Genomic DNA, 21,135 nt, shown 5'->3' on the forward strand with positions numbered 1-21,135 from the left:
ACCATGCAGGCGGAATACGTGGTCGTCGGCGCGGGGTCGGCGGGCTGCGCCATCGCATACCGGCTGGCCGAGGCCGGCAAGCGCGTGCTGGTGATCGAGCACGGCGGCACCGACCGCGGGCCGTTCATCCAGATGCCGGCGGCGCTGTCCTATCCGATGAACATGCCGGTCTATGACTGGGGCTTCAAAAGCGAGCCGGAGCCGCACCTCGGCGGCCGCAGCCTCGCCACGCCGCGCGGCAAGGTGATCGGCGGCTCCTCCTCGATCAACGGCATGGTCTATGTACGCGGCCATGCCTGCGACTACGACCACTGGGCCGAGAGCGGCGCGGATGGCTGGGCCTTTGCCGACGTGCTGCCCTATTTCAAGCGGATGGAGAACTGGCACGACGGCGGCCACGGGGGCGACGAGGCATGGCGCGGCCACGACGGTCCGCTGCACGTCACCCGGGGCGAGCGGGCGAACCCGCTGTTCGACGCCTTCGTGCAGGCGGGCCGGCAGGCGGGCTATGAGGTCACGGACGACTACAACGGCGAGAAGCAGGAGGGCTTCGGCCCCATGGAACAGACGGTCTGGAAGGGCCGTCGCTGGTCCACCGCCAACGCCTATCTCCGCCCGGCCCTGAAGCGCCAGAACTGCGAGCTGATCCGCGGCCTCGCGCTTCGTCTCATGATCGAGGAAGGCCGCGCCGTGGGCGTCGAGATCGAGCGGGGCGGCCGGGTCGAGACCATCCGGGCCGAACGCGAGGTGATCGTCGCCGCCTCTTCGATCAATTCGCCCAAGTTGCTGATGCTCTCCGGTATCGGCCCGGCCGCGCATCTTGCCGAGCACGGCATCACCCCCGTGGCCGACCGCCCGGGCGTCGGGCAGAACCTGCAGGATCACCTGGAGGTCTATCTCCAGATGGCGTCGAAACAGCCGATCACGCTCTACAAATACTGGAACCTGTTCGGAAAGGGGCTGATCGGGGCACAATGGCTGCTGACGGGCCGGGGCCTCGGCGCCTCCAACCAGTTCGAGAGCGCGGCTTTCATCCGCTCGCGTCCCGGCGTCCGCTACCCGGACATCCAGTATCACTTCCTGCCCATCGCCGTGCGCTACGACGGCAGGGCGGCGGCGGAGGGGCACGGGTTCCAGGCCCATGTCGGCCCGATGCGCAGCCCCTCGCGCGGCGCGGTCACGTTGCGGTCCGCCGATCCCAAGGAGTCGCCGCGGATCTTCTTCAACTACATGTCCACCGAGCAGGACTGGGAGGATTTCCGGGCCTGCATCCGCCTCACGCGGGAGATCTTCGCGCAGGAGGCCTTCGCGCCCTTCGTGAAGTCCGAGATCCAGCCGGGCGCTGCTCTGCAAAGCGATGACGAGCTCGATGGGTTCATTCGCGAGCATGCCGAGAGCGCCTATCACCCCTGCGGCACCTGCCGAATGGGACGGCGCGACGATCCGATGGCGGTGGTCGACCCGGAGACGCGGGTGATCGGCGTGGAGGGCCTCCGGCTCGCCGACAGCTCGATCTTTCCCCGGATCACCAACGGCAACCTCAACGGCCCCTCGATCATGGTGGGCGAGAAGGCGGCCGATCACATCCTGGGCCGCACCCCGATGGCGCCGGAAAATGTCGAACCCTGGATCCACCCGCACTGGCAGATCGCGCAGCGCTAGGCCACATCAGGCGCCGGCGAGCGGCGAGGCGTCCTCCCGGCTCGCGGTCCCGGCCTGCCGGACGATGGAGGCGACCTGGCGGAGCTGGTCCGACAGCGGGTTAGACTTGCGCCAGACCATGCCGATCGTGCGCGTCGGGCGCGGCCGCCCGAGCCGCGCCAGCGACACGGCGGCCGAGCGGGTCTCGATCGGCACGGCCATTTCGGGGATCAGGGTCACCCCAATGCCCGCCCCGACCATCTGCACCAGCGTCGACAGCGAACTGCCCTCCATCAGCTCCCGCGGCGCCGAGGAAGAGAGCTTGCAGAAGGACAGCGCCTGGTCGCGAAAGCAATGGCCCTCCTCCAGCAGCAGGAGGCGCATCTGCTGCAGCATCTCGGGCTTCGGGACCAGCTTGTCCGCATCCTCCAGCGGGCGCACGAGCACGAATTCTTCCTCGAAGAGGGCAACCTCCTGCAGCACCGGCTCCGAGATCGGCAGCGCGATGATCGCCGCATCCAGTCGCGCTTCGAGGATGTCGGACACCAGCGTTCCGGTGATTGCCTCCCGCGGGCGCAGGTCGAGCCCGGGATAGGCCGCGGAGAGATCGCCGATCAGCCGCGGCAGCAGGTAGGGCGCGACCGTCGGGATGACGCCGATTCGCAGCCGGCCGGCGAGCGGGCTTTGCGAGGCGCGGGCGAGGTCGCGCAGGTCGTCCACCGCGCGCAGGATATCCCGCGCACGGGCCGCGAACTCCTCGCCAAGGCCGGTCAGGCGGGTCTGCCGCCCGCCGCGTTCCACCAGAGGCGCACCGATCAATTCCTCCAACTCGCGGACCTGAACCGACAGTGCAGGCTGGGTGATCGCGCAATCCTCCGCGGCGCGCCCGAAATGTCCGTGACGGGCCAGCGCCTCGAAGTAGCGCAGGTGTTTCATCGACAATCCATTCATATGGTTTTCTTATGACATCGGTTAGAAAATGCAATTACACTTTATCGACGACGCCTGCTATTGGATGCCTGCGATTGGAACAAGCCACGCAGTTCCGGGGGGACCAGGAAGGCAAATCGACCGGGCCACAGCGCAGCCATTCCCGGCTGAGGCGCGCCCCTGTCATTGCCGGAGATCCCCGCCGAAGCTGCACAGCACAGAGGAACCTTGAAATGGACGGAAACGATATGGAATCGGGCGGCAAGTGCCCGGTCATGCACGGCAGCAACACTGCCAGCGGCAAGTCGGTCATGAGCTGGTGGCCCAACGCGCTCAACCTCGAGATCCTGCACCAGCACGACACCAAGACCAACCCGATGGGCAAGGACTTCAGCTATCGTGAGGCGCTGAAGGACCTAGACGTCGAGGCGCTGAAGAAAGACCTGCACGCGCTGATGACCGACAGCCAGGAATGGTGGCCGGCGGACTGGGGCCATTACGGCGGCCTGATGATCCGCATGGCCTGGCATTCGGCCGGCTCCTACCGCCTCGCCGACGGCCGTGGCGGCGGCGGCACCGGCAACCAGCGTTTCGCCCCGTTGAACTCCTGGCCCGACAACGTCAGCCTCGACAAGGCCCGTCGCCTGCTGTGGCCGATCAAGAAGAAGTACGGCAACAAGATCAGCTGGGCCGACCTGATGATCCTGGCCGGCAACATCGCCTACGAGTCGATGGGCCTGAAGACCTTCGGCTTCGCCTTTGGCCGCGAGGACATCTGGCATCCCGAGATCGACACCTACTGGGGCGCCGAGAAGGAATGGCTCGCGCCGTCCGACGAGCGCTATGACGACGTGTCGAACCCCGCGACCATGGAAAACCCGCTGGCCGCGGTGCAGATGGGCCTGATCTACGTGAACCCCGAGGGGGTTAACGGCAAGCCCGACCCGATGAAGACCGCCGCGCAGGTCCGCGAGACCTTTGCCCGGATGGCCATGAACGACGAGGAAACCGTCGCGCTGACCGCCGGTGGCCACACCGTCGGCAAGACCCACGGCAACGGTGACGCCGCCCTGCTGGGCGCCGATCCGGAAGCCGCCGGCGTCGAGGCGCAGGGCATGGGCTGGGAAAACCCGAACATGGGCGGCAAGGCGGCCAACGCCGTGACCTCCGGCCTCGAGGGCGCCTGGACCAGCGAGCCGACCAAGTTCGACATGGGCTTCTTCGAGATGCTGTTCGGGCACGAGTGGGAACTGCGCAAGTCGCCCGCGGGCGCCTGGCAGTGGGAGCCGGTGGACATCAAGGAAGAGGACAAGCCGGTCGACGCCAGCGACCCGACCCAGCGTCACAACCCGATGATGACCGACGCCGACATGGCGATGAAGGTCGACCCGATCTACAACGAGATCTGCCAGAAGTTCATGGCCGATCCGGCGTACTTCAAGGACACCTTCGCCCGGGCCTGGTTCAAGCTGACCCACCGCGACATGGGCCCCAAGGCCTGCTACATCGGCCCCGACGTGCCTGCGGAAGACCTGATCTGGCAGGATCCGATCCCGGCCGGCCCGACGGGTTACGACGTCGCGGCGGTCAAGGCGAAGATCGCGGCCAGCGGCCTGAGCATGGGCGACATGGTCGCCACCGCCTGGGACAGCGCGCGCACCTTCCGCGGCTCCGACAAGCGCGGCGGCGCCAACGGCGCCCGTATCCGGCTGGCTCCGCAGAAGGACTGGGAAGGCAACGAGCCCGAGCGTCTGGCCCGTGTGCTCTCCGTCCTCGAGCCGATCGCGGCCGAGTCCGGTGCCAGCATTGCCGACGTGATCGTGCTGGCCGGCAACCTCGGCGTGGAGCAGGCGGCAAAGGCCGCGGGCTTCGACATCGAGGTGCCCTTCGCGCCGGGCCGCGGTGACGCGACCGACGAGATGACCGATGCAGAGTCCTTCGAACCGCTGGAGCCGCTGGCCGATGGCTACCGGAACTGGATGAAGAAGGACTACGTGGTCAGCCCCGAGGAGCTGATGCTCGACCGCACCCAGCTGATGGGCCTGACCGCCCCCGAGATGACCGTCCTGGTCGGTGGGATGCGGATGATGGGCACCAACCACGGCGGCACCAAGCACGGCGTCTTCACCGACCGCGAAGGCGCGTTGACCACCGACTTCTTCGTCAACCTGACGGACATGGCCAATGTCTGGAAGCCGGCCGGCAAGGGCACCTACGAGATCCGCGATCGCAAAACGGACGCGGTGAAGTGGACGGCGACCCGGATGGACCTGGTCTTCGGCTCGAACTCGATCCTGCGCTCCTACGCAGAGGTCTATGCCCAGGACGACGCCGCCGAGAAGTTCGTGACGGACTTCGTGGCCGCCTGGACCAAGGTAATGAACGCCGATCGCTTCGATCTGGCCTGATCTCCTCGCCCCGCGCGGTCGCCACGACTGCGCGGGGCACCCCTGCCCGGGGCTCCCGCCTCAGCCCGCGCGCCAGGGCGGCGTCCGACCGATCCGGTCTATCAGGAAATCCATGAAGACCCGCACCTTCGGCGACAGCACGTTGGCCTTTGGATAGACCAGCCAAAGAACCGAGCCGTCCGCGACCTCGATCTCCGGCAACACCCGCACCAGTTGCCCCTCCACGAGCTCCCGATACACGCTCCAGAGCGAGTTGACCGAGATGCCGGCCCCGGCCAGCGTCGCGCCCCTCTGGCTCGCCCCGTCGTCCATCACCAGCCTGCAACGCTCCGGCCTCGGGTCGAACGCGCCCGCCGGCTGGCCATTGCGCATGAGCGGCCGGGGCACCCTGTCCCGGAAGGCGACGAGGCGATGGGTTTCCAGATCCTCCACCGTCTCCGGCGTGCCGTACTCCGCGAGGTATCCGGGCGAGGCGCAGAGAATACGGGTTTCATCGGCGAGCTTGCGCCCCTTCAGGGCGGTCTCGGCCAGCGGCGCGCTGCGCAGCGCCAGGTCGAAACTCCCCTCGATCAGGTTGAACTGCGTATCCGAGAGCCGCATGTCGAGTGTGATGCCGGGCTGCGCCTCGAGGAACTCCGTCACCAGCGGCATGATGTAAAGTTGCGCGAAACTGCTGGGGGCCGCGAAGCGGAGGGTGCCGGTGGCCGCGACACCGCGCTGGCCGAGCGCCGCGCGTGCGGCGGCTTCCTGGGCGAGGATCTCCCTGGCGAAGGGCAGGAACTCCGCGCCGTCCTGCGACAGCGAGACCCGGCGCGTCGACCGGTGCAGCAGATCGGCGCCGACGCTCTTTTCAAGCCGCGCCAGACGCGCGCTGGCCACGGCTGGGGCCAGCCCCAGATCGCGCCCCGCCGCCCCAATGTTGAGCTTTTCCGCCGCGAGCACGAAGAGGCGCAGGCTTTCGATGTCCATCAGGATTATGTCCGATTTCCGAATTCTGAACCGGCATTATCTCCGTTTATAAGGATATCGGCAAGAAATAGGTTCGGCCTCACACCGCATGGTACCGCCCAACCCGGAGGCCCCAACATGACTGCCTATTCCGTTCTTGAAGTGACGCCGACCCGCGAAGACTGGATCCCCGACTACCTGCCCACCGCGAACCGCCTCGTCGAAGCGCATGGCGGCCGGTATCTCGCCCGGACGACCAAGCACCGCCAGCTCGAAGGCGGCGACCGGACCAACGCCCTGCGCATCGTGATCGAATGGCCCTCGCAGGAGGCGGCGGAGCGCTTCATGGCGGATCCGAAATACCGGAGCCACCTCGCTGCCCGCACCGCCGGATCGACCAGCTTCCACTTTCTGATCGACGGCAAGGACGACCTCGCCGGACTCTGAGAGGCAACTGGAGAGAGACATGCCCGACACCATCCCGACGTTCGGCCCGCTCAACCGGGCCTATGACGCGGCCTTCCGGCCCGGCCGTCTGAGCCTCGGGCTGGTGGTGCCGCTCGAAGCCTATCCCCAGAGCGCGGTGCCGACGATGCAGGACCATCTGCGGCGCGCGCAACTGGCGGAGGAACTGGGCTTTGCCGCGCTCTGGCTCCGCGACGTGCCCTTCAACGTTCCCTCCTTCGGCGACGCCGGGCAGACCTTCGACCCCTTCGTCTATCTCGGCCTGCTGGCCGGACGGACCGAGCGCATCGGGCTCGGCGTGGCCAGCGTGATCCTGCCCCTGCGCCATCCTGCGCATGTCGCCAAGGCCGCGGCGAGCGCCGACGTGCTCTCGCAGGGTCGGCTGCTGCTCGGAGTCGCCTCGGGCGACCGACCGGATGAATACCCGGCGATGAACATGGGGTTCGAGGATCGCGGCTACCGCTTCCGCGAGGCGATGGGCTACATCCGTCAGATGGCGGCCTCCTACCCGGCCTTTGCCTCCGGCCACGGCAGCCCGCGCGGAATGGACATGCTGCCCAAACCCACCGCCGGCCGCCTGCCGCTTCTGATCACCGGCAACAGCCGGCAGCACCCGGATTGGGTGGCGGAGCATGCCGACGGCTGGATCACCTATCCCCGCCCCGCCGCTGCCCAACGCGAGGCCGTCGCGGACTACCGCAATCGCCTGCAGGCCGCCGGCCAGCCCGACAAGCCGGTGATACAATCGCTCTATATCGACCTTGCCGAGGATCCCGACCTGCCGCCGCAGCCCATCCACCTCGGCTTCCGATCCGGCGCGCGCGCCCTGCGCGACTACCTCGCGGCGCTGCGGGAAATCGGCGTCAACCACGTCGCCCTGAACCTGCGCTTCAACCAGGCCGACATCGAAACAACCATGGCGCGGCTGGCAGAGGACATCCTGCCCGATTTCGCCGCCTGAAAGGACTGACCATGACCAAGACCATTCTGATCACCGGCGCGACGGACGGCATCGGCCTCGAGACCGCAAGGCAGCTTGCGCAATCTGGGCACCGGCTCCTGCTCCACGGCCGCAACCCGGAGAAGCTCGAGGCTCTGCGCGCCGAGATGCCGGAGGGCACACGCGGCTTCCTCGCCGACCTGTCGCGCCTCGACGAGGTCGTTCGCCTCGCCGAGGAAGTGGCCGCGTCGGAGGAGCGGATCGACGTGTTCATCAACAACGCCGGCGTCTACAAGATGGCCGACCCGATCACCGAGACAGGGCAGGACGCACGCTTCGTGGTGAACACCCTCGCACCGCTCCTGCTGACCCGCCGTCTGCTGGACCGGATGCCGAAAACGGGGCGCGTCATCAGCCTGTCCTCGGCCGCGCAGGCGCCGGTCGATCTCGACGCGCTGAGCGGCACACGGCGCGTTGGGGACATGGACGCCTATGCACAAAGCAAGCTGGCGCTCGTCGTCTGGACCCAGGCCCTCGCCCGTGAACACCCCGAGGGGCCGGCCTTCATCGCGGTCAACCCGGGTTCGCTGCTGGCCACCCGGATGGTGCGCGAAGGCTTTGGCGTTTCCGGCAACGACATCGGCATCGGCGCCGACATTCTCAGGCGCCTCGCGGTGTCGGAAGAGTTCGAGGGCTGCTCCGGCATGTATTTCGACAACGATGCCGGGCGCTTTGCCTCGCCGCACCCTGCGGCCGCAGATCCCGCGCGCTCGGCCGCCGTCATGGCGACGCTGGAACGGCTCCTGCCCGCGTGAACGCTTGGCCGGAGGGGGTCAGACCGAGCTCAGCAGGATCGACGTCTCGCTGTTGGTGATCCCCTCCACGCCCCGCACCTCCCGCAGGACACGGTCGAAATCCGTGAGGCTGGCCGCGCCGAGTTCCGCGACGAGGTCCCACTTTCCATTGGTCGAGTGGAGCTGCAGCAGTTCCGGAATCCCGCGCAGCCGCCTGATCACGGCGGTCGTCGACTGCCCGGTGACCTCGATCATCATGATCGCGCGAACCCCGCCGTCCGCGCGGTCCTGCCGCGCGCGGATAGTGAAGCCCAGCACCGCGCCGCTTTCCAGCAACCGATCGAGCCGGTTCTGCACCGTCGCCCGCGACACCCCGAGGATCGTCGCCAGCTTCGACACCGGCGCACGCCCGTCTTCGCGCAGGATCGCGATCAGCGAACGGTCGAGGTCGTCGAAGACATGCATGACAGATTGTCAATCCAGGCTGCGCAATTTGCACAAGCTATACCGGCAAATCGCTCAGGCTGACAATGCAATCCATCACCGTTTGATGGCTAGAAAGGATATCCCAGTCCGGAGTCATCCTTTGTCCAAGCCCCCTTCCAGCCGCGCCTACGTGCCTTTCGTGTCGGTCGAGAACATGATGGCGCTGATCCATCACTTCGGCATCGAACAGGTGCTGACCCTGCTGGCCGACGAGATCGAGGCCGACTTCTGGCGGTGGGAGCTGTTCGACAAGACGCCCCGCGTCGCCTCGCATTCCAGCGTCGGGGTGATCGAGCTGATGCCGACCTCGGATGGTGAAACCTACGGGTTCAAATACGTCAACGGCCACCCGAAGAACACGCGGGAAGGGCTGCAGACCGTGACCGCCTTCGGCGTGCTGGCGGATGTCGATTCCGGCTATCCGATCCTGCTCAGCGAGATGACCCTGCTCACCGCCCTGCGCACCGCCGCCGCTTCCGCCATGGCGGCCCGGCACCTTGCCCCCAAGGGCGCCCGCAGCATGGCGATGATCGGCAACGGCGCGCAGTCCGAGTTCCAGTGCCTTGCCTTCAAGGCGATCTGCGGTATCGACACAGTACGGCTCTTCGACATCGACCCGGAGGCCACCGCCCGCTGCGCCCGCAACCTGGCGGGACGCGGGCTCGAGGTGGTGCAGTGCCGGTCGGGTCAGGAGGCCGTGGAGGGCGCCGAGATCATCACGACCTGCACCGCCGACAAGCAATATGCCACGATCCTGACCGACAATATGGTCGGCAGCGGCGTCCACATAAACGCCATCGGCGGCGACTGCCCCGGCAAGACGGAGCTGCACCGCGATATCCTGCTGAGGTCCTCGATCTTCGTCGAATACCCGCCGCAGACCCGGATCGAAGGCGAGATCCAGCAGCTCGAGCCGGACCACCCGGTCACGGAGCTGTGGCAAGTGATCACCGGGCAGGTCGCCGGGCGGACCTCCGAGCGGCAGATCACCCTCTTCGACAGCGTCGGCTTCGCCATCGAGGATTTCAGCGCGCTGCGCCTCGTGCTCCGCCTCATCGAAGGCACGGAGTTCTACACGGAGCTCGACATGATCGCCGATCCCGACGATCCGCGCGATCTGTTCGGCATGCTGGAACGCGCCAAACGGTAACGCGGCCGGGCTTGACTTGCGCGCCATCCGGACGCTACCGCTTGCCGGTACGCGGCTCGTGCGGCACGGAGATCATTGTGAACACCCAGTTTTTCGCCGAGGCCGGCCTGCCGACCCCACCCTGCCACATCAGCCGGAGCGACGCGGCCTAGGCCGCCGGATCGCCCCGGATGGATCATCTGAACACACCTTTCGCGCCAGCGCGTGCCTGCCGAGCCGCCCTTGGAAACGGTCGGTGCCCGTCCACCGGCGTGACGCAATGAACGCAGCGGATATCTGGAGTTTCCTGCCTCTGGCGATGGCGGGTGCGCTCTGCGTGGGTCTCGCCAAGGGGGGCCTGCCCGCCGTCGGCATGCTGGCCGTGCCGCTCCTCGCCTTCCGCATCGACCCGCTGACCGCGGCCGCGCTGCTGCTGCCGATCTACCTGATCAGCGACTGGGTCGGCGTCTGGCTCTACCGGCACCATTTCGACCTTCGAAACCTGAAGATCCTGATCCCGGCGGGCCTCTGCGGCGTGCTGGTGGGCTACCTGCTGGCGCCGCATCTCTCGACCGACGGCATGAGCATCGCGGTTGGGGTCATCGGCATCTTCCACTGCCTCCGCCACTGGTTCTTCACGCCGAAAAACGCGGCGCCGCGCCCGGCCCGCGTCGTGCCGGGCCTGTTCTGGGGCACGATGTCGGGCCTCACAAGCTTCATCAGCCACGCCGGCGCTCCGCCTTACCAGATTTACGTGCTGCCACAGCAATTGCCGAAGCTGGTCTTTGCCGGCACGACGCAGTTCGTCTTTACCGCGGTCAACATCGCCAAGCTGCCGCCCTACCTCGCTCTCGGCCAATTCCCGGAGATGGACCTCAAGGCGATCGCGCTGTTGGCGCTGACCGCGATCTTCGGGGCCTGGGGCGGCTCCAGGCTGATCCGGATCATTCCCGACGGCATCTTCTTCTCGGCGATCCGGCTCGCCCTGTTCGCATTGTCGATCAGCCTGATCTGGCGTGCCGTCACCTGATTGCCGAAGATCGACCGCGCGCTATTTTCCTCCAACACAGCTTGACCTTCCGGTTGGTGAAGGTTGCAGAACAGGGGAGCAACAAGATCGTGAGACACCAGATGAATCGCAGACATTTCATGCTCGCCACAGTCGGAACCGCGCTCCTGGCGCGCCCGTCGCTTGCCGCCACGCCGCAACTGGAGGTCTTCAAGTCGCCGACCTGCGGATGCTGTTCGGCCTGGATCGCGCATATGCGGCAGTCCGGGTTCGAGACCGTCGCCAGCGACATCGACGACGATGCCCTGTGGCTGCTCAAGGAGCGCACCGGGATCACCCCCGAACTCGCTTCCTGCCACACCGGGTTTATCGACGGCTACTTCATCGAAGGCCACGTGCCCGCCGCGGATGTGCAGCGCCTGCTGAGCGAACGGCCAGAAGCGCTCGGGCTGACCGTGCCCGGCATGCCGATCGGATCGCCCGGAATGGAGATGGGCGATACGCGCGAGCCTTACGACACCCTGCTCGTGCTGAAGGGCGGCGCTGCGGAGGTCTTTCAGAGCCACGCCTGAGCAACTGTTGCCCTTGGCAGAAAAGGTGGGGTCTTTGTCCTAACGGTCAGCGGGATGGTCGGGCTAGTGTCCGACCATGACGAACGACTCGACATATCGGACAGAACAGCGCGCGCGCAGCGTTGTGATGGTGACCTATCCGGACGCCCACATCCTTGACGTGGTGGGCCCGCTGGAGGTGATGACCGGCACCAAGTTCTTTCTGCCGGAAGGGCCGGATCCCTACGACGTCACGGTCCTCGCCACGTGTGCGGGCCCCGTGCGGACAACCTCCGGCCTCACCCTCACCGCCGATCGCGCCTTTGCCGACGCCATGCCGGAAACCGGCGAGATCGACACGCTGATCGTCAGCGGCGGCCACGGCACGATGGCCGCGCTCGAGGACAACGCCCTGATGGACTATGTCCGTGCCGCGGCCGGGCGGGCACGCCGGATCGTCTCGATCTGCACCGGGGCGATGATCCTCGCCGAGGCCGGACTGCTCGACGGCCGCCGCGCCTGCACCCATTGGTGGTGGTGCCCGGTGCTTGAGAAGCGCCATCCGAAGGTCACGGTCGACCGCGACGCGATCTTCGTGCGCGACGGCAACGTCTGGACCTCGGCCGGGGTGACCGCCGGCATGGACCTGGCGCTCGCGCTCGTCGAGATGGATTGGGGCCACGACATTGCCCTGCAGGTCGCCCGCTATAACGTGATGTACATGATGCGCCCCGGCGGCCAGTCGCAGTTCAGCGCCCACCTTCTGGCCCGCAAGGCGCAGGACCCCGCGATCAACGAGACTCTCGACCACATTCTCGCCAATCCGGGCGACGGGCTCACCGTGACCGCGCTGGCCGCGCGTGCCGGCCTGTCGGAACGGACCTTCGCGCGTCGCTTCCGGGACGAAACCGGAAAGACCCCTGCCGCCTATGTCGAGACCGCGCGGGTGCAGGCCGCCCGCGTCGCGTTGGAGACCACCGCCACCGGGGTCGAGCAGATCGCGTTGCAGACCGGGTTCCAGAGCGCAGAACGGATGCGGCGCGCCTTTCATCGACACCTCGGCATCTCGGCCACCGAGTACCGCGAACGGTTCCGGGGCGCGCAGCCGCCGCCGCAGATCCGCGACGGACCCGGCTGACGCCGCACGGCCCCTCCCCACCCGAACGACCTTCCACGCCGGCCCATCGCGCCGGCGCGCTCTATTGCCATGCCCAGATACAGGAATTCAGCATGAAACCGACTTACCTCCCCCTCCTTCTCGCGGCGATTCTGGCCGCCTGCGCCGACAGCGGCGCCAACTACCGGCCAATCCTCGACGGCACCCCGACCCCGGCCTACGAAGCCGACCTCGCCGCCTGCCAGCAACTGGCCCGCGACCAGCGCGCCTTCGACCAGGAGACCGCCGCCGCCGCGGTGCTGGGCGCGGGCGCCGGCGCGCTGCTGGGCGCGGCCGACGACGATGCCGACGCCGCGGGCGGGGCCATCGTGGGCGCGCTGGCGGGCGGCACAGCCGGGGCCGTCAACGCCAATGACCGGCGGCAGGAGATCGTCATCGAATGCCTGCGCGGTCGCGGCCACCTGGTTGTTGGATAGGAACCGCACGAGATGACCCCCGACCTCCTGGACCGCCCGGCCTCTTTGGCCGGGCTGCGCACCCTGATCGCGAACTGGCGCATGCCCGCCACCGAGTCGCCCGTCTCCCCTGGCCTGCCCACCTCGCCACGCCTCCGGCGCGACATCGGCCTGCCGGAGATCGACCCCGCGCCGCGGATCGTCACGCCCTTCGGCGAGAGGATCTGACGCTCCGCGCCGGCCGGCCCTTTGCGGGCTGGCCGGGGCATGCAAGTAGGAAACCGTCATGCAGACCGTCTTCATCGCCGGGGCGACCGGATATCTCGGCCGCCACCTCTGCGCCGAATACCGCGGAGCCGGTTGGCATGTCCGCGCGCTGGTCCGGAACGCTGCCCGGGCGGCGGATCTTGACGCGGACGAACTGATCGAAGCGCAGGCAACGCGCCCAGATACGCTGTTTGGCTGCATGGAAGGGGCGGCGCTGACGATCTCCGCACTCGGCATCACGCGGCAGGCCGACGGGCTGGACTATCGTGATGTCGACTACCGGGCGAATCTCAATCTGCTGTCAGAAGCGCGCCGCGCGGGCGTTGGACGCTTCGCCTATCTCCACGTGCTCAACGCCGACCGGATGCGGGACGTGCCACTGGTCGCGGCAAAGGCCGCATTCGTCGATGCGCTCCGCGCCGAGGACATCGCCTCCACCGTGATCGCCCCGTCCGGCTACTTCTCCGACATGGAGGATTTCCTCGCCATGGCACGCGCCGGGCGGGTCTGGCTGTTCGGAGACGGCGCGAAGCGGATCAACCCGATCCATGGAGCCGACCTGGCCGCCGCGACAGCCGCGGCGATCGCCGAGGAGCGAGACTGGATCGACGTGGGCGGGCCGGAGGTCTTCACCCATAGGGAACTGGCCGAAGCTGCCTTTGCCGCCCTCGGCAAGCCCGCAAGGATCACCCGCTTGCCCGACGCGCTCCGCCGCGCCGCACTGGCCGTGCTGCCCCGTGTAACGCCCCGGCGCATCCACGGGCCGGCCCGGTTCTTCCTGACGGCGATGGGCCTCGACATGGTCGGGGAACCGCACGGCACGCACCGCCTTGGCACCCATTTCGCGGACCTCGCAGCCGGGATGCGATCCCGCAGGCCCGCCCCATGACCCTTCAACACAGCGGCGGTATCGCCGCCTTGCTCTGCGGCGCGACCTACGTGGCGGGCTTTGCCCTGCTCGTCACCCTGCTCGCCCCGCTCGGATACGGCACGGAAGAGATCGACACCCACGCCGTGGCCGCACTCGCCGCTGCGCACCCCGGGCTGCTGATCGCCTGGAACAGTACGATCTACATCATCAACGGGCTGGCGCTCGCCGTGCTCACCGTCGCCCTCGCCGAGCGGTTCCTGCCCAGAGCCCCTGGTTGGTCCGGGGTCTCCCGCGCGCTCGGGCTGATCTGGGCGACACTGGTCCTTGGCGCCGGGATGGTCGCGAACGTGGCGGTCGAACGCACGTCGGCGCTCCACGCGACCGATCCGCAGGGCGCCGCGGATCTCTGGGGAACGCTGCACGCGATCGAACTGGGGCTCGGCGGCGGCAACGAGATCGTCGGCGGGGCGTGGATCCTCAGCATCAGCATCGCGGGTCTGGCCTTCCGGCGGCTTCCTCGCGGAGTTGCTCTAATGGGCCTGCTGACCGGGCTCGCCGGGCTCGCAACCTTGGTGCCGGCCCTCGGCACAGCCGCGGGGGCTGGTTTCGGGCTCGGCGGGATCGCCTGGTTTCTCGCGGTGGGCGTGGCACTGGTCAGAGACCCCGGCCCTCCCGCATCGCACCAGCCCAAATGAAAAGGGGCGTTCCCGCGAACGCCCCTCCCACCCGGTTCGGTCCGGATTACTCGAAGGTCTGCAGGTAGGCGATAACGTCGTCGATGTCGCTTTCCTTCTTGAGGCCGGCAAAGGACATCTTGCCTTTCGGGATCACGTCCTTCGGCTTGGTGAGGTAAGCAGTCAGGGTCTCGTCATCCCAGACCAGCCCCCCCTCGGCGAGTTCGAGCAGGTTGGGGGAGTACTTGTAGTCCTCGACCCGGCCAGCCGGTGCGCCGACGACCCCGTTCAGCGGCGGGCCAACGCGGTTCTTGGCGTCGTCGCCGACCATGTGGCAGGCCTGGCACTTTTTGAAGACCTTCTCGCCGTTGGCGGCATCTCCTTCGGCAAGGACGGGCGCGGCGGTCACCGCGACAAGCGCGGCGGCCAGGGGAAGAAGAGCGGATTTCATGTCGTTTCCTTTCGTGTTCAGACCAGTGTCTCTGTGGCGGCAACCGGGAACGTCCCGGCTGCAGGGCTAAGTGTCTCTGGTGCCGACAGACAGCCGGCTGTCGGCGGCCTTTCGGCAAGAACCGCGGCACGTGCGCCGGCCGATACCGGGGGTGCGGTCCGTGGCGAACGTTCTGCCTTCCGACCCACAGCCTTGCCCGACCCGCCCCGATGGATCAAGCGCCTCACGTTGAGGCGCAGGACCGGAAGCGAGCAGTCGGACAACGTGACGCGCTTCGAAGCAGCTTCAGCCGATCCGACGATTGCGGGCGCACCATCAGGGCGCCCGGCAATCCGCACCGGCATTCCACTGTCCGACGCAATGGTAATGTCGAATCTTCCGGCGGCAAACGGATTGGTGCCATGCGTCGCACCCCGGTCCCATTGGCCTTTCACCCCTTGTCCGGGCTTCCTATGATGCCCTTCGGCCCGCATCATCACGGCCCGGCGCAAGGGGCGCGCGGCCCCAGGGAGGCAAATCTGCATGACGGACGACCCGCGGAGGCAGATCGCCCGCAATTCCATGCTGATGCAGAGTTTTTCCGATGCCCACACCGAGGCCCTGCTGCAACGCTCACAGTGGCAGAGCTTCCGTCGCGGCGAGACGCTGTTCCTGCAGGGCGAGGACGCGCGGGCGATCCACATCGTCATCGGCGGCTGGGTCAAGCTCTACCGGATCACGCCGAGCGGTGGCGAGGCGATCGTCTCGGTCTTCTCCGAGGGGCAGAGTTTCGGTGAGGCGGTGGCGCTGCGCGGCGCGCCCTATCCCGTCTCGGCCGAAGCGGTGACGGAATGCGAGGTGCTGCGGATTCCCTCCGCCGCGGTCACCGACATGCTGCGGCAGGACCCCGAGATCGGGATCAACATGCTCGCCGCCACCTTCGCGCATCTGCATTCGCTGGTCGGGCAGCTCGAACAGCTCAAGGCCCAGACCGGGGCGCAGCGCGTGGCGGAGTTCCTTCTGGGGCTCTGCAACGGCGCCGAGAGCCCCTGCGAGGTCACTCTTCCATACGACAAGACGGTGATCGCAGGCCGCCTCGGCATCAAGCCCGAGAGTCTCTCGCGCGCATTCGCCAGGCTCGGCACGGTGGGGGTTAAGGTCAATCGCAACACGGCGACGATCGAGGATATCGAGCGGCTGCGGGACTTCTCCACCTCCGATCCCGCCGGGTTCTGGAACAAGGGCGGCTGAGCCGTCACGCGGGTTGCGCATTGCCGGGCGAGACTGGCGAAAGGGCCTTGCATCGCCATGCCGCGGCGTGCTGACAGGGCCGGACGCAAGGAGGCGGGAATGACCGACAGCAGCAGCACGCAGCCGCCCCGGGGCGAGGGAACGCCGCGCGAGGTATTCGCGGCCTTTCTCAAGCTCGGCCTGACGTCCTTCGGCGGGCCGATCGCGCATCTCGGGTATTTCCGGGACGAGCTGGTGACCCGCCGCGGCTGGCTCGACGATCATGCCTATGCCGATCTCGTCGCGCTCTGCCAGTTCCTGCCCGGCCCCGCCTCCTCGCAGGTGGGCTTTGCCCTGGGGATGATGCGGGCCGGCTGGCTTGGCGCACTTGCCGCCTTCACCGCCTTCACCCTCCCTTCGGCGCTTTTGCTGCTGGCCTTTGCGCTGAGCGCTTCCGCAATTTCCGGGCCGTTGGGAACCGGCATCCTCCACGGGCTCAAGATCGTCGCGGTGGCCATCGTGGCGCAGGCGGTCTGGGGCATGGCGCGCACGCTTTGCCCGGACCGGGCGAGGACCGGCATCGCCGTGGGCGCGGTGGCCCTCCTCGCCTTCCTGCCCGGCGCCATCGGCATGGTGGCCGCGATTGCCTTTGGAGCGCTCGCCGGGCTGGCGTTTGGCCGTGGGTCGGGCGCGCCCCTCGGCGGCCACCTGAGCATGCCGGTGCGCAACGCGCAGGCCGGCGTCGCCATCGCGACCTTCCTCGCCCTGTTGCTCCTTATGCCGCTCGCCGCAAGCTGGTCGCAAGCGCTGGCCGTCTTCGACAGCTTCTATCGCGCCGGTGCGCTGGTTTTCGGCGGCGGCCATGTCGTGCTGCCGCTGCTTCAGGCCGAAACCGTCGCGCCGGGCTGGGTCACGCCCGACGCATTCCTCGCGGGCTATGGCGCGGCGCAGGCGGTGCCCGGTCCGCTCTTCACCTTTGCCGCCTATCTCGGCGCCGTCCTCGGCCCGGCTCCGAACGGCGTCGCGGGCGCGGCCATCGCGCTGGTCGCGGTGTTCCTGCCGGGGTTCCTGATCCTCGTCGGGGTACTGCCGTTCTGGGACAGGTTCCGCTCCATGGCCGCCGCCCAATCGCTGATGCAGGGCGCGAATGCAGCGGTGGTCGGCATCCTGGGAGCGGCGCTCTACGACCCCGTGTTCACCAGCGCCATCGGGGGAATGAAAGACTTCGCCCTCGCGCTCGCGTGTTTCGTCCTGCTGACGATCTGGAAAGCGCCGCCCTGGGCGGTGGTGATCGTCGCGGCGGCGGGCGGCGCGGCGCTGGCTGTCTTCTCCTGACGCAGGATCGTGGTAGGGATCGGGCGACGCCATCCCGGCACGAGAGGGACGCCCAGATGACAAGCATCCGACAGCAGATCGCCAAGGCCCTGGGACCCGACCTGCCAACCAGAACACAGGTGGCAGTGACGGGCGAGGGCGCGCTGCCTTCCTGCTTCGACGTAACCGGCCTGGCCCTCGCCTCCATGGAGGCCGCAGCGGCGGAACTCGGCGACCTGCTCGGCGCCCAACGTGTAGCGCTGAACCGTCGCCGTGCGCTCATGTGGTTCGACATGACGCTGCGCCCCGAGGGCTGGGAGCTTCCGGGTGCCTGGGATTCGATCGCGGGCAATTACCGCGCCGCCGATGGCTGGATCCGGCTGCACACAAATGCGCCCCGCCACCGCGCGGCGGCGCTGTCGGTGCTGGGCTGCACGCCGGAGCGGGAGGCCGTGGCCCGCGGCGTCCGGCACTGGGACAAGGACGCTTTGGAAACGGCCGTCGTCACGGCAGGCGGTGCGGCGGGAGCGATGCGCGGGCTCGCCGACTGGGCGCGTCATCCACAGGGCCGCGCCGTGGCCGGTGAGCCCCTCGTCGCATGGGCGCACAAGGGCGATGCCCCCGGTGAGCTGCGGCTCGACGGCCTGCGCGTGCTGGACCTCACCCGCGTACTGGCCGGGCCGGTCGCCACGCGATTCCTTGCCGGTTTCGGCGCGAATGTCCTGCGGATCGACCCGCCCGACTGGAACGAGCCGGGCGTCGAGCCGGAAGTCACCCTCGGCAAGCGCTGTGCCGGTCTGGACCTGAAGCTGCCCGCCGACCGTGCGCGCTTCGAAACGCTGCTTCGGTCGGCCGACGTGCTTGTGCATGGTTATCGCCCGGAAGCGCTGGACCGGCTGGGGTTTGGTGCGGAGCGGCGGCGCAGCCTTGCTCCGGCGGTCATCGAGGTGACGCTGGACGCCTTTGGCTGGACCGGTCCCTGGGCCGGGCGGCGCGGCTTCGACAGCGTGGTGCAGATGAGCTGCGGGCTGGCCGACGAGGGGATGCGGCAGGCTCAGGCGGACCGTCCGGTCGCGCTGCCGGTGCAGGCGCTCGACCATGCCACCGGCTATCTCATGGCCGCCGCCGTGCTGCGCGCGCTGAGGATCCGCAATGATTGCGGACAGGCGCTCTCCGCGCGCCTGTCGCTGGCCCGGACGGCGCATTTGCTAGTCTCGGCCGGACTGCACAGCCCGGCAGCCCCGATGCCGCCGGAGAACTACGCGGATCTCGCGCCGGAGACCGAGGCCACCGGCTGGGGGCCGGCGAGCCGCATCGCCTTTCCGGTCGAGGTGGATGGCAACGGGCCGAGGTGGCGTTACCCGGCGGGGCCGCTGCGCAGGTACGCGGCAGAGTAGGAGACCTGACCTTCCGACGGCCGAAACCCGGTCAGGAAGCGTTGCGGAAGCCTTCGTCCAGATCGAGGTCGTCGAACTGCTTCGGCAGGTCCTTCAGCAGGGCCGCGAGTTCCTTCTCGTCGACCAGCTTCGCCGCCTTGCGAGGCGAGAACCAGTGCCGCTTGCGCTGGTTGCGCTCCTTCCAGCGGCGTTTCAGCTTCTCGACCATCATCGGGTAGAGGGTGACGCGGCATGGCACCACCCCGCCCTGCCCCAACCGCTTGTCGTAATGGTAAAGCCCGATGGGCTGATCCGAGACGAACCCCACGGCGCCCGCCTCTTCCAGCGCCTCGATCTCGGCGGCGTGCCAGGGCATCTTGTCATCCATCAGCCAGCCCTTCGGCATGACCCACCGGCCCGTGTCGCGCGATGTCACCATGAGCACGCGGAGCTTGCCGTTTCGGTCACGATGCAGCGGCAGCGCGGCGATCTGATCGACCTTGTCCCTTGGCAAACCCCGTCCTCCCGTGGTTCGATAATCCATACCTCTCCATCCGCGCAGACAATCGTCCCGGAACGAAGCGCAGATCTCGCTGCCGCCGACCTTACGGCACCTGTCTTGCGGCTTTGTGATCCCGCGTTTGGATCGCCGCTCGTCTGCGGATGGCCTGCTCTCGGATGGTTCTTTGCGTTTTGGGAATACTCGCTCCGCAAAGGTGGCCTTTGCAACAAAAAACATTGCAAACTATCGGAAATGTCACAATTCTCGGCGACGATTGCGACTTGGCGAGGCACATGCAGGAAATCGGTACGTTTCAGGACAAGTCACGCGGGAACCGCGACCGCCTCCGGAAGGCCGAGCGACAGAAACAGATCCTGCTGGAACTGAAGCTGAGGCCGCATGTGCGCATCAGCGAACTGGCGCAACGCTTCAACGTCTCGACAGAAACCGTGCGCCGCGATTTCGACGCGCTGGCCGGCGACGGGCTGGTCTCGCGCGCCCATGGCGGCGCCTCGGCCCCGGCGCAGGGCCATTACCCCAACCTCGACGAACGCTCGGTTTCCCGGATCGAGGAGCGGGAGCGGATCGGGCGGCGCGCCGCGGCGCTGATACAGGATGGCGAGACGGTGATGATCGACTCCGGCTCGACCACGCTGCAGCTGGCCCGCGCGCTGGCCTTTCTCGACACCCGCTGCACGGTGATCACCAACTCGATCCCCGTCGCCATGACCATCGGCCACGGCGCCGCCGAGGTGCTGCTCGCGCCGGGCGCGTACCTGCCGGCGGAATCGGCCCTCATCGGGGCCGAGACCGTGGAATTCCTGGGCCGGTTCAACGTCGATCGCTGCATGATCGGCGCCTCCGCGCTCTCCGCCGACGGCCCTTCGGAAACCGTGCGTGGGTTTGCGGCGGTGAAGCGGGCGATGTTGCAGCGCGCAACGCACAGGCACCTGCTGGTCGACTCCTCGAAATTCGGCCGCAAGGGCTTTGCCCATGTCGGCGGGCCGGAGGCGCTGTCCTCCATCGTCGTCGACCTTGCGCCGGAGGGAGAACTGATGGCCGCCCTCGCAGGCGCCGGCGTCGAAGTTCTGGTCGCGGACCCGGCCTAGCCGGCCCTCGGCAGGCGGCTGCGCCAGACGAACTGCCGCAAGGCGAAGCGCGACCGCACGGAGCGGATACCGGGCACGGTGGTCAACTTGTCTTGCAGGAACCGTTCGAAAGCCGGCAGGTCTTCCACCACGACCCGCAGCAGGAAATCCTGGCTGCCCGTCATCAGGAACCCCTGCACGACCTCCTCGAACTCCGCCACGCGCCGCTCGAACAGCGCAAGGCTCTGCGCCTCCTGCCGCTCCAGTTCCACCGAAACGAAGGCGGTGATCGGGTAGCCGGCCTTCTCCGGCGAGACCACTGCCCCGTAGCGTGAGATCACCCCCGCCTGCTCCAGCTTGGCGACGCGGTTCCGGCACGGCGTCGCGGAGAGCCCCACGCGCTCTGCCAGCTCGACGATGGAGATCCTCGCGTCCTTCTGCAGGATCTCGAGGATTCGGCGATCGATCTTGTCCATGGTGAAATCCGCTTTCAGTTCGTTACCTGGCAGA

Annotated in this window: 23 protein-coding genes; 17 read left to right on the forward strand and 6 right to left on the reverse strand. The window is 67.8% G+C overall.

Going from position 1 to position 21,135, the window contains the following annotated elements; all coding sequences use genetic code 11:
* Positions 1 to 3 precede the first annotated feature (3 nt).
* A complete protein-coding gene (betA, locus tag CHB86_RS17950) occupies positions 4 to 1,662 on the forward strand; it encodes a choline dehydrogenase (RefSeq protein ID WP_089234510.1) in 1,659 nt (552 codons plus the stop codon).
* Positions 1,663 to 1,668: 6 nt separating this feature from the next.
* On the opposite strand, the gene CHB86_RS17955 is transcribed toward betA, so the two are convergent.
* On the reverse strand, positions 1,669 to 2,592 hold the full coding sequence (locus CHB86_RS17955) for a hydrogen peroxide-inducible genes activator (protein ID WP_089234460.1): 924 nt from the start codon (positions 2,590 to 2,592) through the stop codon (positions 1,669 to 1,671).
* A gap of 212 nt (positions 2,593 to 2,804) precedes the next feature.
* On the opposite strand from CHB86_RS17955, the gene katG reads away from it, so the two are divergent.
* Positions 2,805 to 4,979 carry a catalase/peroxidase HPI gene (katG, locus tag CHB86_RS17960; RefSeq protein WP_089234461.1) on the forward strand — a complete coding sequence of 725 codons (2,175 nt, stop codon included), beginning with the start codon at positions 2,805 to 2,807 and terminating at the stop codon, positions 4,977 to 4,979.
* 60 nt (positions 4,980 to 5,039) lie between these two features.
* Here the strand turns inward: katG and CHB86_RS17965 are convergent, their stop codons facing one another.
* Positions 5,040 to 5,948 (reverse strand): LysR family transcriptional regulator, encoded by a 909-nt coding sequence (locus CHB86_RS17965; protein WP_089234462.1) that lies wholly within the window; start codon positions 5,946 to 5,948, stop codon positions 5,040 to 5,042.
* Positions 5,949 to 6,065: 117 nt separating this feature from the next.
* Between CHB86_RS17965 and CHB86_RS17970 the strand changes: the two genes are divergently transcribed.
* Genes CHB86_RS17970 through CHB86_RS17980 form a run of 3 tightly spaced genes read left to right on the forward strand, consistent with a single transcriptional unit; the run spans position 6,066 to position 8,147 of the window.
* Positions 6,066 to 6,374 (forward strand): DUF1330 domain-containing protein, encoded by a 309-nt coding sequence (locus CHB86_RS17970; RefSeq protein WP_089234463.1) that lies wholly within the window; start codon positions 6,066 to 6,068, stop codon positions 6,372 to 6,374.
* A 19-nt stretch (positions 6,375 to 6,393) separates the two neighbouring features.
* A complete protein-coding gene (locus CHB86_RS17975; protein ID WP_089234464.1) occupies positions 6,394 to 7,353 on the forward strand; it encodes an LLM class oxidoreductase in 960 nt (319 codons plus the stop codon).
* Between the two features lie 11 nt (positions 7,354 to 7,364).
* Complete coding sequence (locus tag CHB86_RS17980) at positions 7,365 to 8,147, forward strand: SDR family NAD(P)-dependent oxidoreductase (protein WP_089234465.1); 783 nt, start codon at positions 7,365 to 7,367, stop codon at positions 8,145 to 8,147.
* An 18-nt stretch (positions 8,148 to 8,165) separates the two neighbouring features.
* On the opposite strand, the gene CHB86_RS17985 is transcribed toward CHB86_RS17980, so the two are convergent.
* Entirely contained in the window at positions 8,166 to 8,591 is a 426-nt protein-coding gene (locus tag CHB86_RS17985) for an Lrp/AsnC family transcriptional regulator (protein ID WP_089234466.1), read from the reverse strand.
* A 121-nt stretch (positions 8,592 to 8,712) separates the two neighbouring features.
* Between CHB86_RS17985 and CHB86_RS17990 the strand changes: the two genes are divergently transcribed.
* The 8 genes from CHB86_RS17990 to CHB86_RS18025 all read left to right on the forward strand — a co-directional run bounded on the left by CHB86_RS17990 (position 8,713) and on the right by CHB86_RS18025 (position 14,706).
* Positions 8,713 to 9,762, forward strand: coding sequence for an ornithine cyclodeaminase (locus CHB86_RS17990; RefSeq protein ID WP_281251223.1), 1,050 nt, complete (start codon positions 8,713 to 8,715; stop codon positions 9,760 to 9,762).
* Between the two features lie 259 nt (positions 9,763 to 10,021).
* On the forward strand, positions 10,022 to 10,771 hold the full coding sequence (locus tag CHB86_RS17995) for a sulfite exporter TauE/SafE family protein (protein ID WP_089234468.1): 750 nt from the start codon (positions 10,022 to 10,024) through the stop codon (positions 10,769 to 10,771).
* Between the two features lie 101 nt (positions 10,772 to 10,872).
* The gene (locus CHB86_RS18000; protein ID WP_089234469.1) at positions 10,873 to 11,322 is read left to right on the forward strand and encodes a DUF411 domain-containing protein; all 450 of its coding nucleotides are present in this window, start codon (positions 10,873 to 10,875) and stop codon (positions 11,320 to 11,322) included.
* A 127-nt stretch (positions 11,323 to 11,449) separates the two neighbouring features.
* Positions 11,450 to 12,439 carry a GlxA family transcriptional regulator gene (locus CHB86_RS18005; protein ID WP_089234470.1) on the forward strand — a complete coding sequence of 330 codons (990 nt, stop codon included), beginning with the start codon at positions 11,450 to 11,452 and terminating at the stop codon, positions 12,437 to 12,439.
* 92 nt (positions 12,440 to 12,531) lie between these two features.
* Positions 12,532 to 12,894, forward strand: a complete 363-nt coding sequence (locus CHB86_RS24710; RefSeq protein WP_089234471.1) for a glycine zipper family protein — start codon at positions 12,532 to 12,534, stop codon at positions 12,892 to 12,894.
* 12 nt (positions 12,895 to 12,906) lie between these two features.
* A complete protein-coding gene (locus CHB86_RS18015; RefSeq protein ID WP_089234472.1) occupies positions 12,907 to 13,101 on the forward strand; it encodes a hypothetical protein in 195 nt (64 codons plus the stop codon).
* A gap of 58 nt (positions 13,102 to 13,159) precedes the next feature.
* Positions 13,160 to 14,029: an NAD(P)H-binding protein gene (locus CHB86_RS18020; RefSeq protein ID WP_089234473.1), complete on the forward strand. Its 870-nt coding sequence runs from the start codon at positions 13,160 to 13,162 to the stop codon at positions 14,027 to 14,029.
* Positions 14,026 to 14,706 (forward strand): hypothetical protein, encoded by a 681-nt coding sequence (locus CHB86_RS18025; protein WP_089234474.1) that lies wholly within the window; start codon positions 14,026 to 14,028, stop codon positions 14,704 to 14,706. Before CHB86_RS18020 ends, CHB86_RS18025 begins: the two co-directional genes overlap by 4 nt.
* Positions 14,707 to 14,752: 46 nt before the next feature.
* Here CHB86_RS18025 and CHB86_RS18030 read toward each other — a convergent pair whose 3' ends face one another.
* Positions 14,753 to 15,136 (reverse strand): c-type cytochrome, encoded by a 384-nt coding sequence (locus CHB86_RS18030; RefSeq protein ID WP_089234475.1) that lies wholly within the window; start codon positions 15,134 to 15,136, stop codon positions 14,753 to 14,755.
* 522 nt (positions 15,137 to 15,658) lie between these two features.
* Here CHB86_RS18030 and CHB86_RS18035 point away from each other — a divergent pair.
* The 3 genes from CHB86_RS18035 to CHB86_RS18045 all read left to right on the forward strand — a co-directional run bounded on the left by CHB86_RS18035 (position 15,659) and on the right by CHB86_RS18045 (position 19,056).
* Positions 15,659 to 16,366, forward strand: a complete 708-nt coding sequence (locus CHB86_RS18035; RefSeq protein ID WP_089234476.1) for a Crp/Fnr family transcriptional regulator — start codon at positions 15,659 to 15,661, stop codon at positions 16,364 to 16,366.
* 99 nt (positions 16,367 to 16,465) lie between these two features.
* Positions 16,466 to 17,680: a chromate efflux transporter gene (chrA, locus tag CHB86_RS18040; RefSeq protein ID WP_089234477.1), complete on the forward strand. Its 1,215-nt coding sequence runs from the start codon at positions 16,466 to 16,468 to the stop codon at positions 17,678 to 17,680.
* A 56-nt stretch (positions 17,681 to 17,736) separates the two neighbouring features.
* Positions 17,737 to 19,056 carry a CoA transferase gene (locus tag CHB86_RS18045; protein ID WP_089234478.1) on the forward strand — a complete coding sequence of 440 codons (1,320 nt, stop codon included), beginning with the start codon at positions 17,737 to 17,739 and terminating at the stop codon, positions 19,054 to 19,056.
* Between the two features lie 31 nt (positions 19,057 to 19,087).
* Here the strand turns inward: CHB86_RS18045 and CHB86_RS18050 are convergent, their stop codons facing one another.
* Positions 19,088 to 19,549, reverse strand: a complete 462-nt coding sequence (locus CHB86_RS18050; protein ID WP_245838125.1) for an NUDIX hydrolase — start codon at positions 19,547 to 19,549, stop codon at positions 19,088 to 19,090.
* Positions 19,550 to 19,830: 281 nt separating this feature from the next.
* Between CHB86_RS18050 and CHB86_RS18055 the strand changes: the two genes are divergently transcribed.
* The gene (locus CHB86_RS18055) at positions 19,831 to 20,646 is read left to right on the forward strand and encodes a DeoR/GlpR family DNA-binding transcription regulator (protein WP_089234480.1); all 816 of its coding nucleotides are present in this window, start codon (positions 19,831 to 19,833) and stop codon (positions 20,644 to 20,646) included.
* Here the strand turns inward: CHB86_RS18055 and CHB86_RS18060 are convergent.
* The gene (locus CHB86_RS18060; protein WP_089234481.1) at positions 20,643 to 21,101 is read right to left on the reverse strand and encodes an Lrp/AsnC family transcriptional regulator; all 459 of its coding nucleotides are present in this window, start codon (positions 21,099 to 21,101) and stop codon (positions 20,643 to 20,645) included. The genes CHB86_RS18055 and CHB86_RS18060 overlap by 4 nt on opposite strands.
* Positions 21,102 to 21,135: the final 34 nt, after the last annotated feature.

The sequence above is a fragment of the Tropicimonas sediminicola genome (assembly GCF_900188335.1).
Classification (GTDB): domain Bacteria; phylum Pseudomonadota; class Alphaproteobacteria; order Rhodobacterales; family Rhodobacteraceae; genus Tropicimonas; species Tropicimonas sediminicola.

Excerpts from the sequence above, each read along its gene's own strand:
- betA (WP_089234510.1), top strand. The coding sequence starts at position 4 with ATGCAGGCGGAATACGTGGTCGTCGGCGCGGGGTCGGCGGGCTGCGCC.
- CHB86_RS17955 (WP_089234460.1), bottom strand. The coding sequence starts at position 2,592 with ATGAATGGATTGTCGATGAAACACCTGCGCTACTTCGAGGCGCTGGCC.
- katG (WP_089234461.1), top strand. The coding sequence starts at position 2,805 with ATGGACGGAAACGATATGGAATCGGGCGGCAAGTGCCCGGTCATGCAC.
- CHB86_RS17965 (WP_089234462.1), bottom strand. The coding sequence starts at position 5,948 with ATGGACATCGAAAGCCTGCGCCTCTTCGTGCTCGCGGCGGAAAAGCTC.
- CHB86_RS17970 (WP_089234463.1), top strand. The coding sequence starts at position 6,066 with ATGACTGCCTATTCCGTTCTTGAAGTGACGCCGACCCGCGAAGACTGG.
- CHB86_RS17975 (WP_089234464.1), top strand. The coding sequence starts at position 6,394 with ATGCCCGACACCATCCCGACGTTCGGCCCGCTCAACCGGGCCTATGAC.
- CHB86_RS17980 (WP_089234465.1), top strand. The coding sequence starts at position 7,365 with ATGACCAAGACCATTCTGATCACCGGCGCGACGGACGGCATCGGCCTC.
- CHB86_RS17985 (WP_089234466.1), bottom strand. The coding sequence starts at position 8,591 with ATGCATGTCTTCGACGACCTCGACCGTTCGCTGATCGCGATCCTGCGC.
- CHB86_RS17995 (WP_089234468.1), top strand. The coding sequence starts at position 10,022 with ATGAACGCAGCGGATATCTGGAGTTTCCTGCCTCTGGCGATGGCGGGT.
- CHB86_RS18000 (WP_089234469.1), top strand. The coding sequence starts at position 10,873 with ATGAATCGCAGACATTTCATGCTCGCCACAGTCGGAACCGCGCTCCTG.
- CHB86_RS18005 (WP_089234470.1), top strand. The coding sequence starts at position 11,450 with ATGGTGACCTATCCGGACGCCCACATCCTTGACGTGGTGGGCCCGCTG.
- CHB86_RS24710 (WP_089234471.1), top strand. The coding sequence starts at position 12,532 with ATGAAACCGACTTACCTCCCCCTCCTTCTCGCGGCGATTCTGGCCGCC.
- CHB86_RS18015 (WP_089234472.1), top strand. The coding sequence starts at position 12,907 with ATGACCCCCGACCTCCTGGACCGCCCGGCCTCTTTGGCCGGGCTGCGC.
- CHB86_RS18020 (WP_089234473.1), top strand. The coding sequence starts at position 13,160 with ATGCAGACCGTCTTCATCGCCGGGGCGACCGGATATCTCGGCCGCCAC.
- CHB86_RS18025 (WP_089234474.1), top strand. The coding sequence starts at position 14,026 with ATGACCCTTCAACACAGCGGCGGTATCGCCGCCTTGCTCTGCGGCGCG.
- CHB86_RS18030 (WP_089234475.1), bottom strand. The coding sequence starts at position 15,136 with ATGAAATCCGCTCTTCTTCCCCTGGCCGCCGCGCTTGTCGCGGTGACC.
- CHB86_RS18035 (WP_089234476.1), top strand. The coding sequence starts at position 15,659 with ATGACGGACGACCCGCGGAGGCAGATCGCCCGCAATTCCATGCTGATG.
- chrA (WP_089234477.1), top strand. The coding sequence starts at position 16,466 with ATGACCGACAGCAGCAGCACGCAGCCGCCCCGGGGCGAGGGAACGCCG.
- CHB86_RS18045 (WP_089234478.1), top strand. The coding sequence starts at position 17,737 with ATGACAAGCATCCGACAGCAGATCGCCAAGGCCCTGGGACCCGACCTG.
- CHB86_RS18055 (WP_089234480.1), top strand. The coding sequence starts at position 19,831 with ATGCAGGAAATCGGTACGTTTCAGGACAAGTCACGCGGGAACCGCGAC.
- CHB86_RS18060 (WP_089234481.1), bottom strand. The coding sequence starts at position 21,101 with ATGGACAAGATCGATCGCCGAATCCTCGAGATCCTGCAGAAGGACGCG.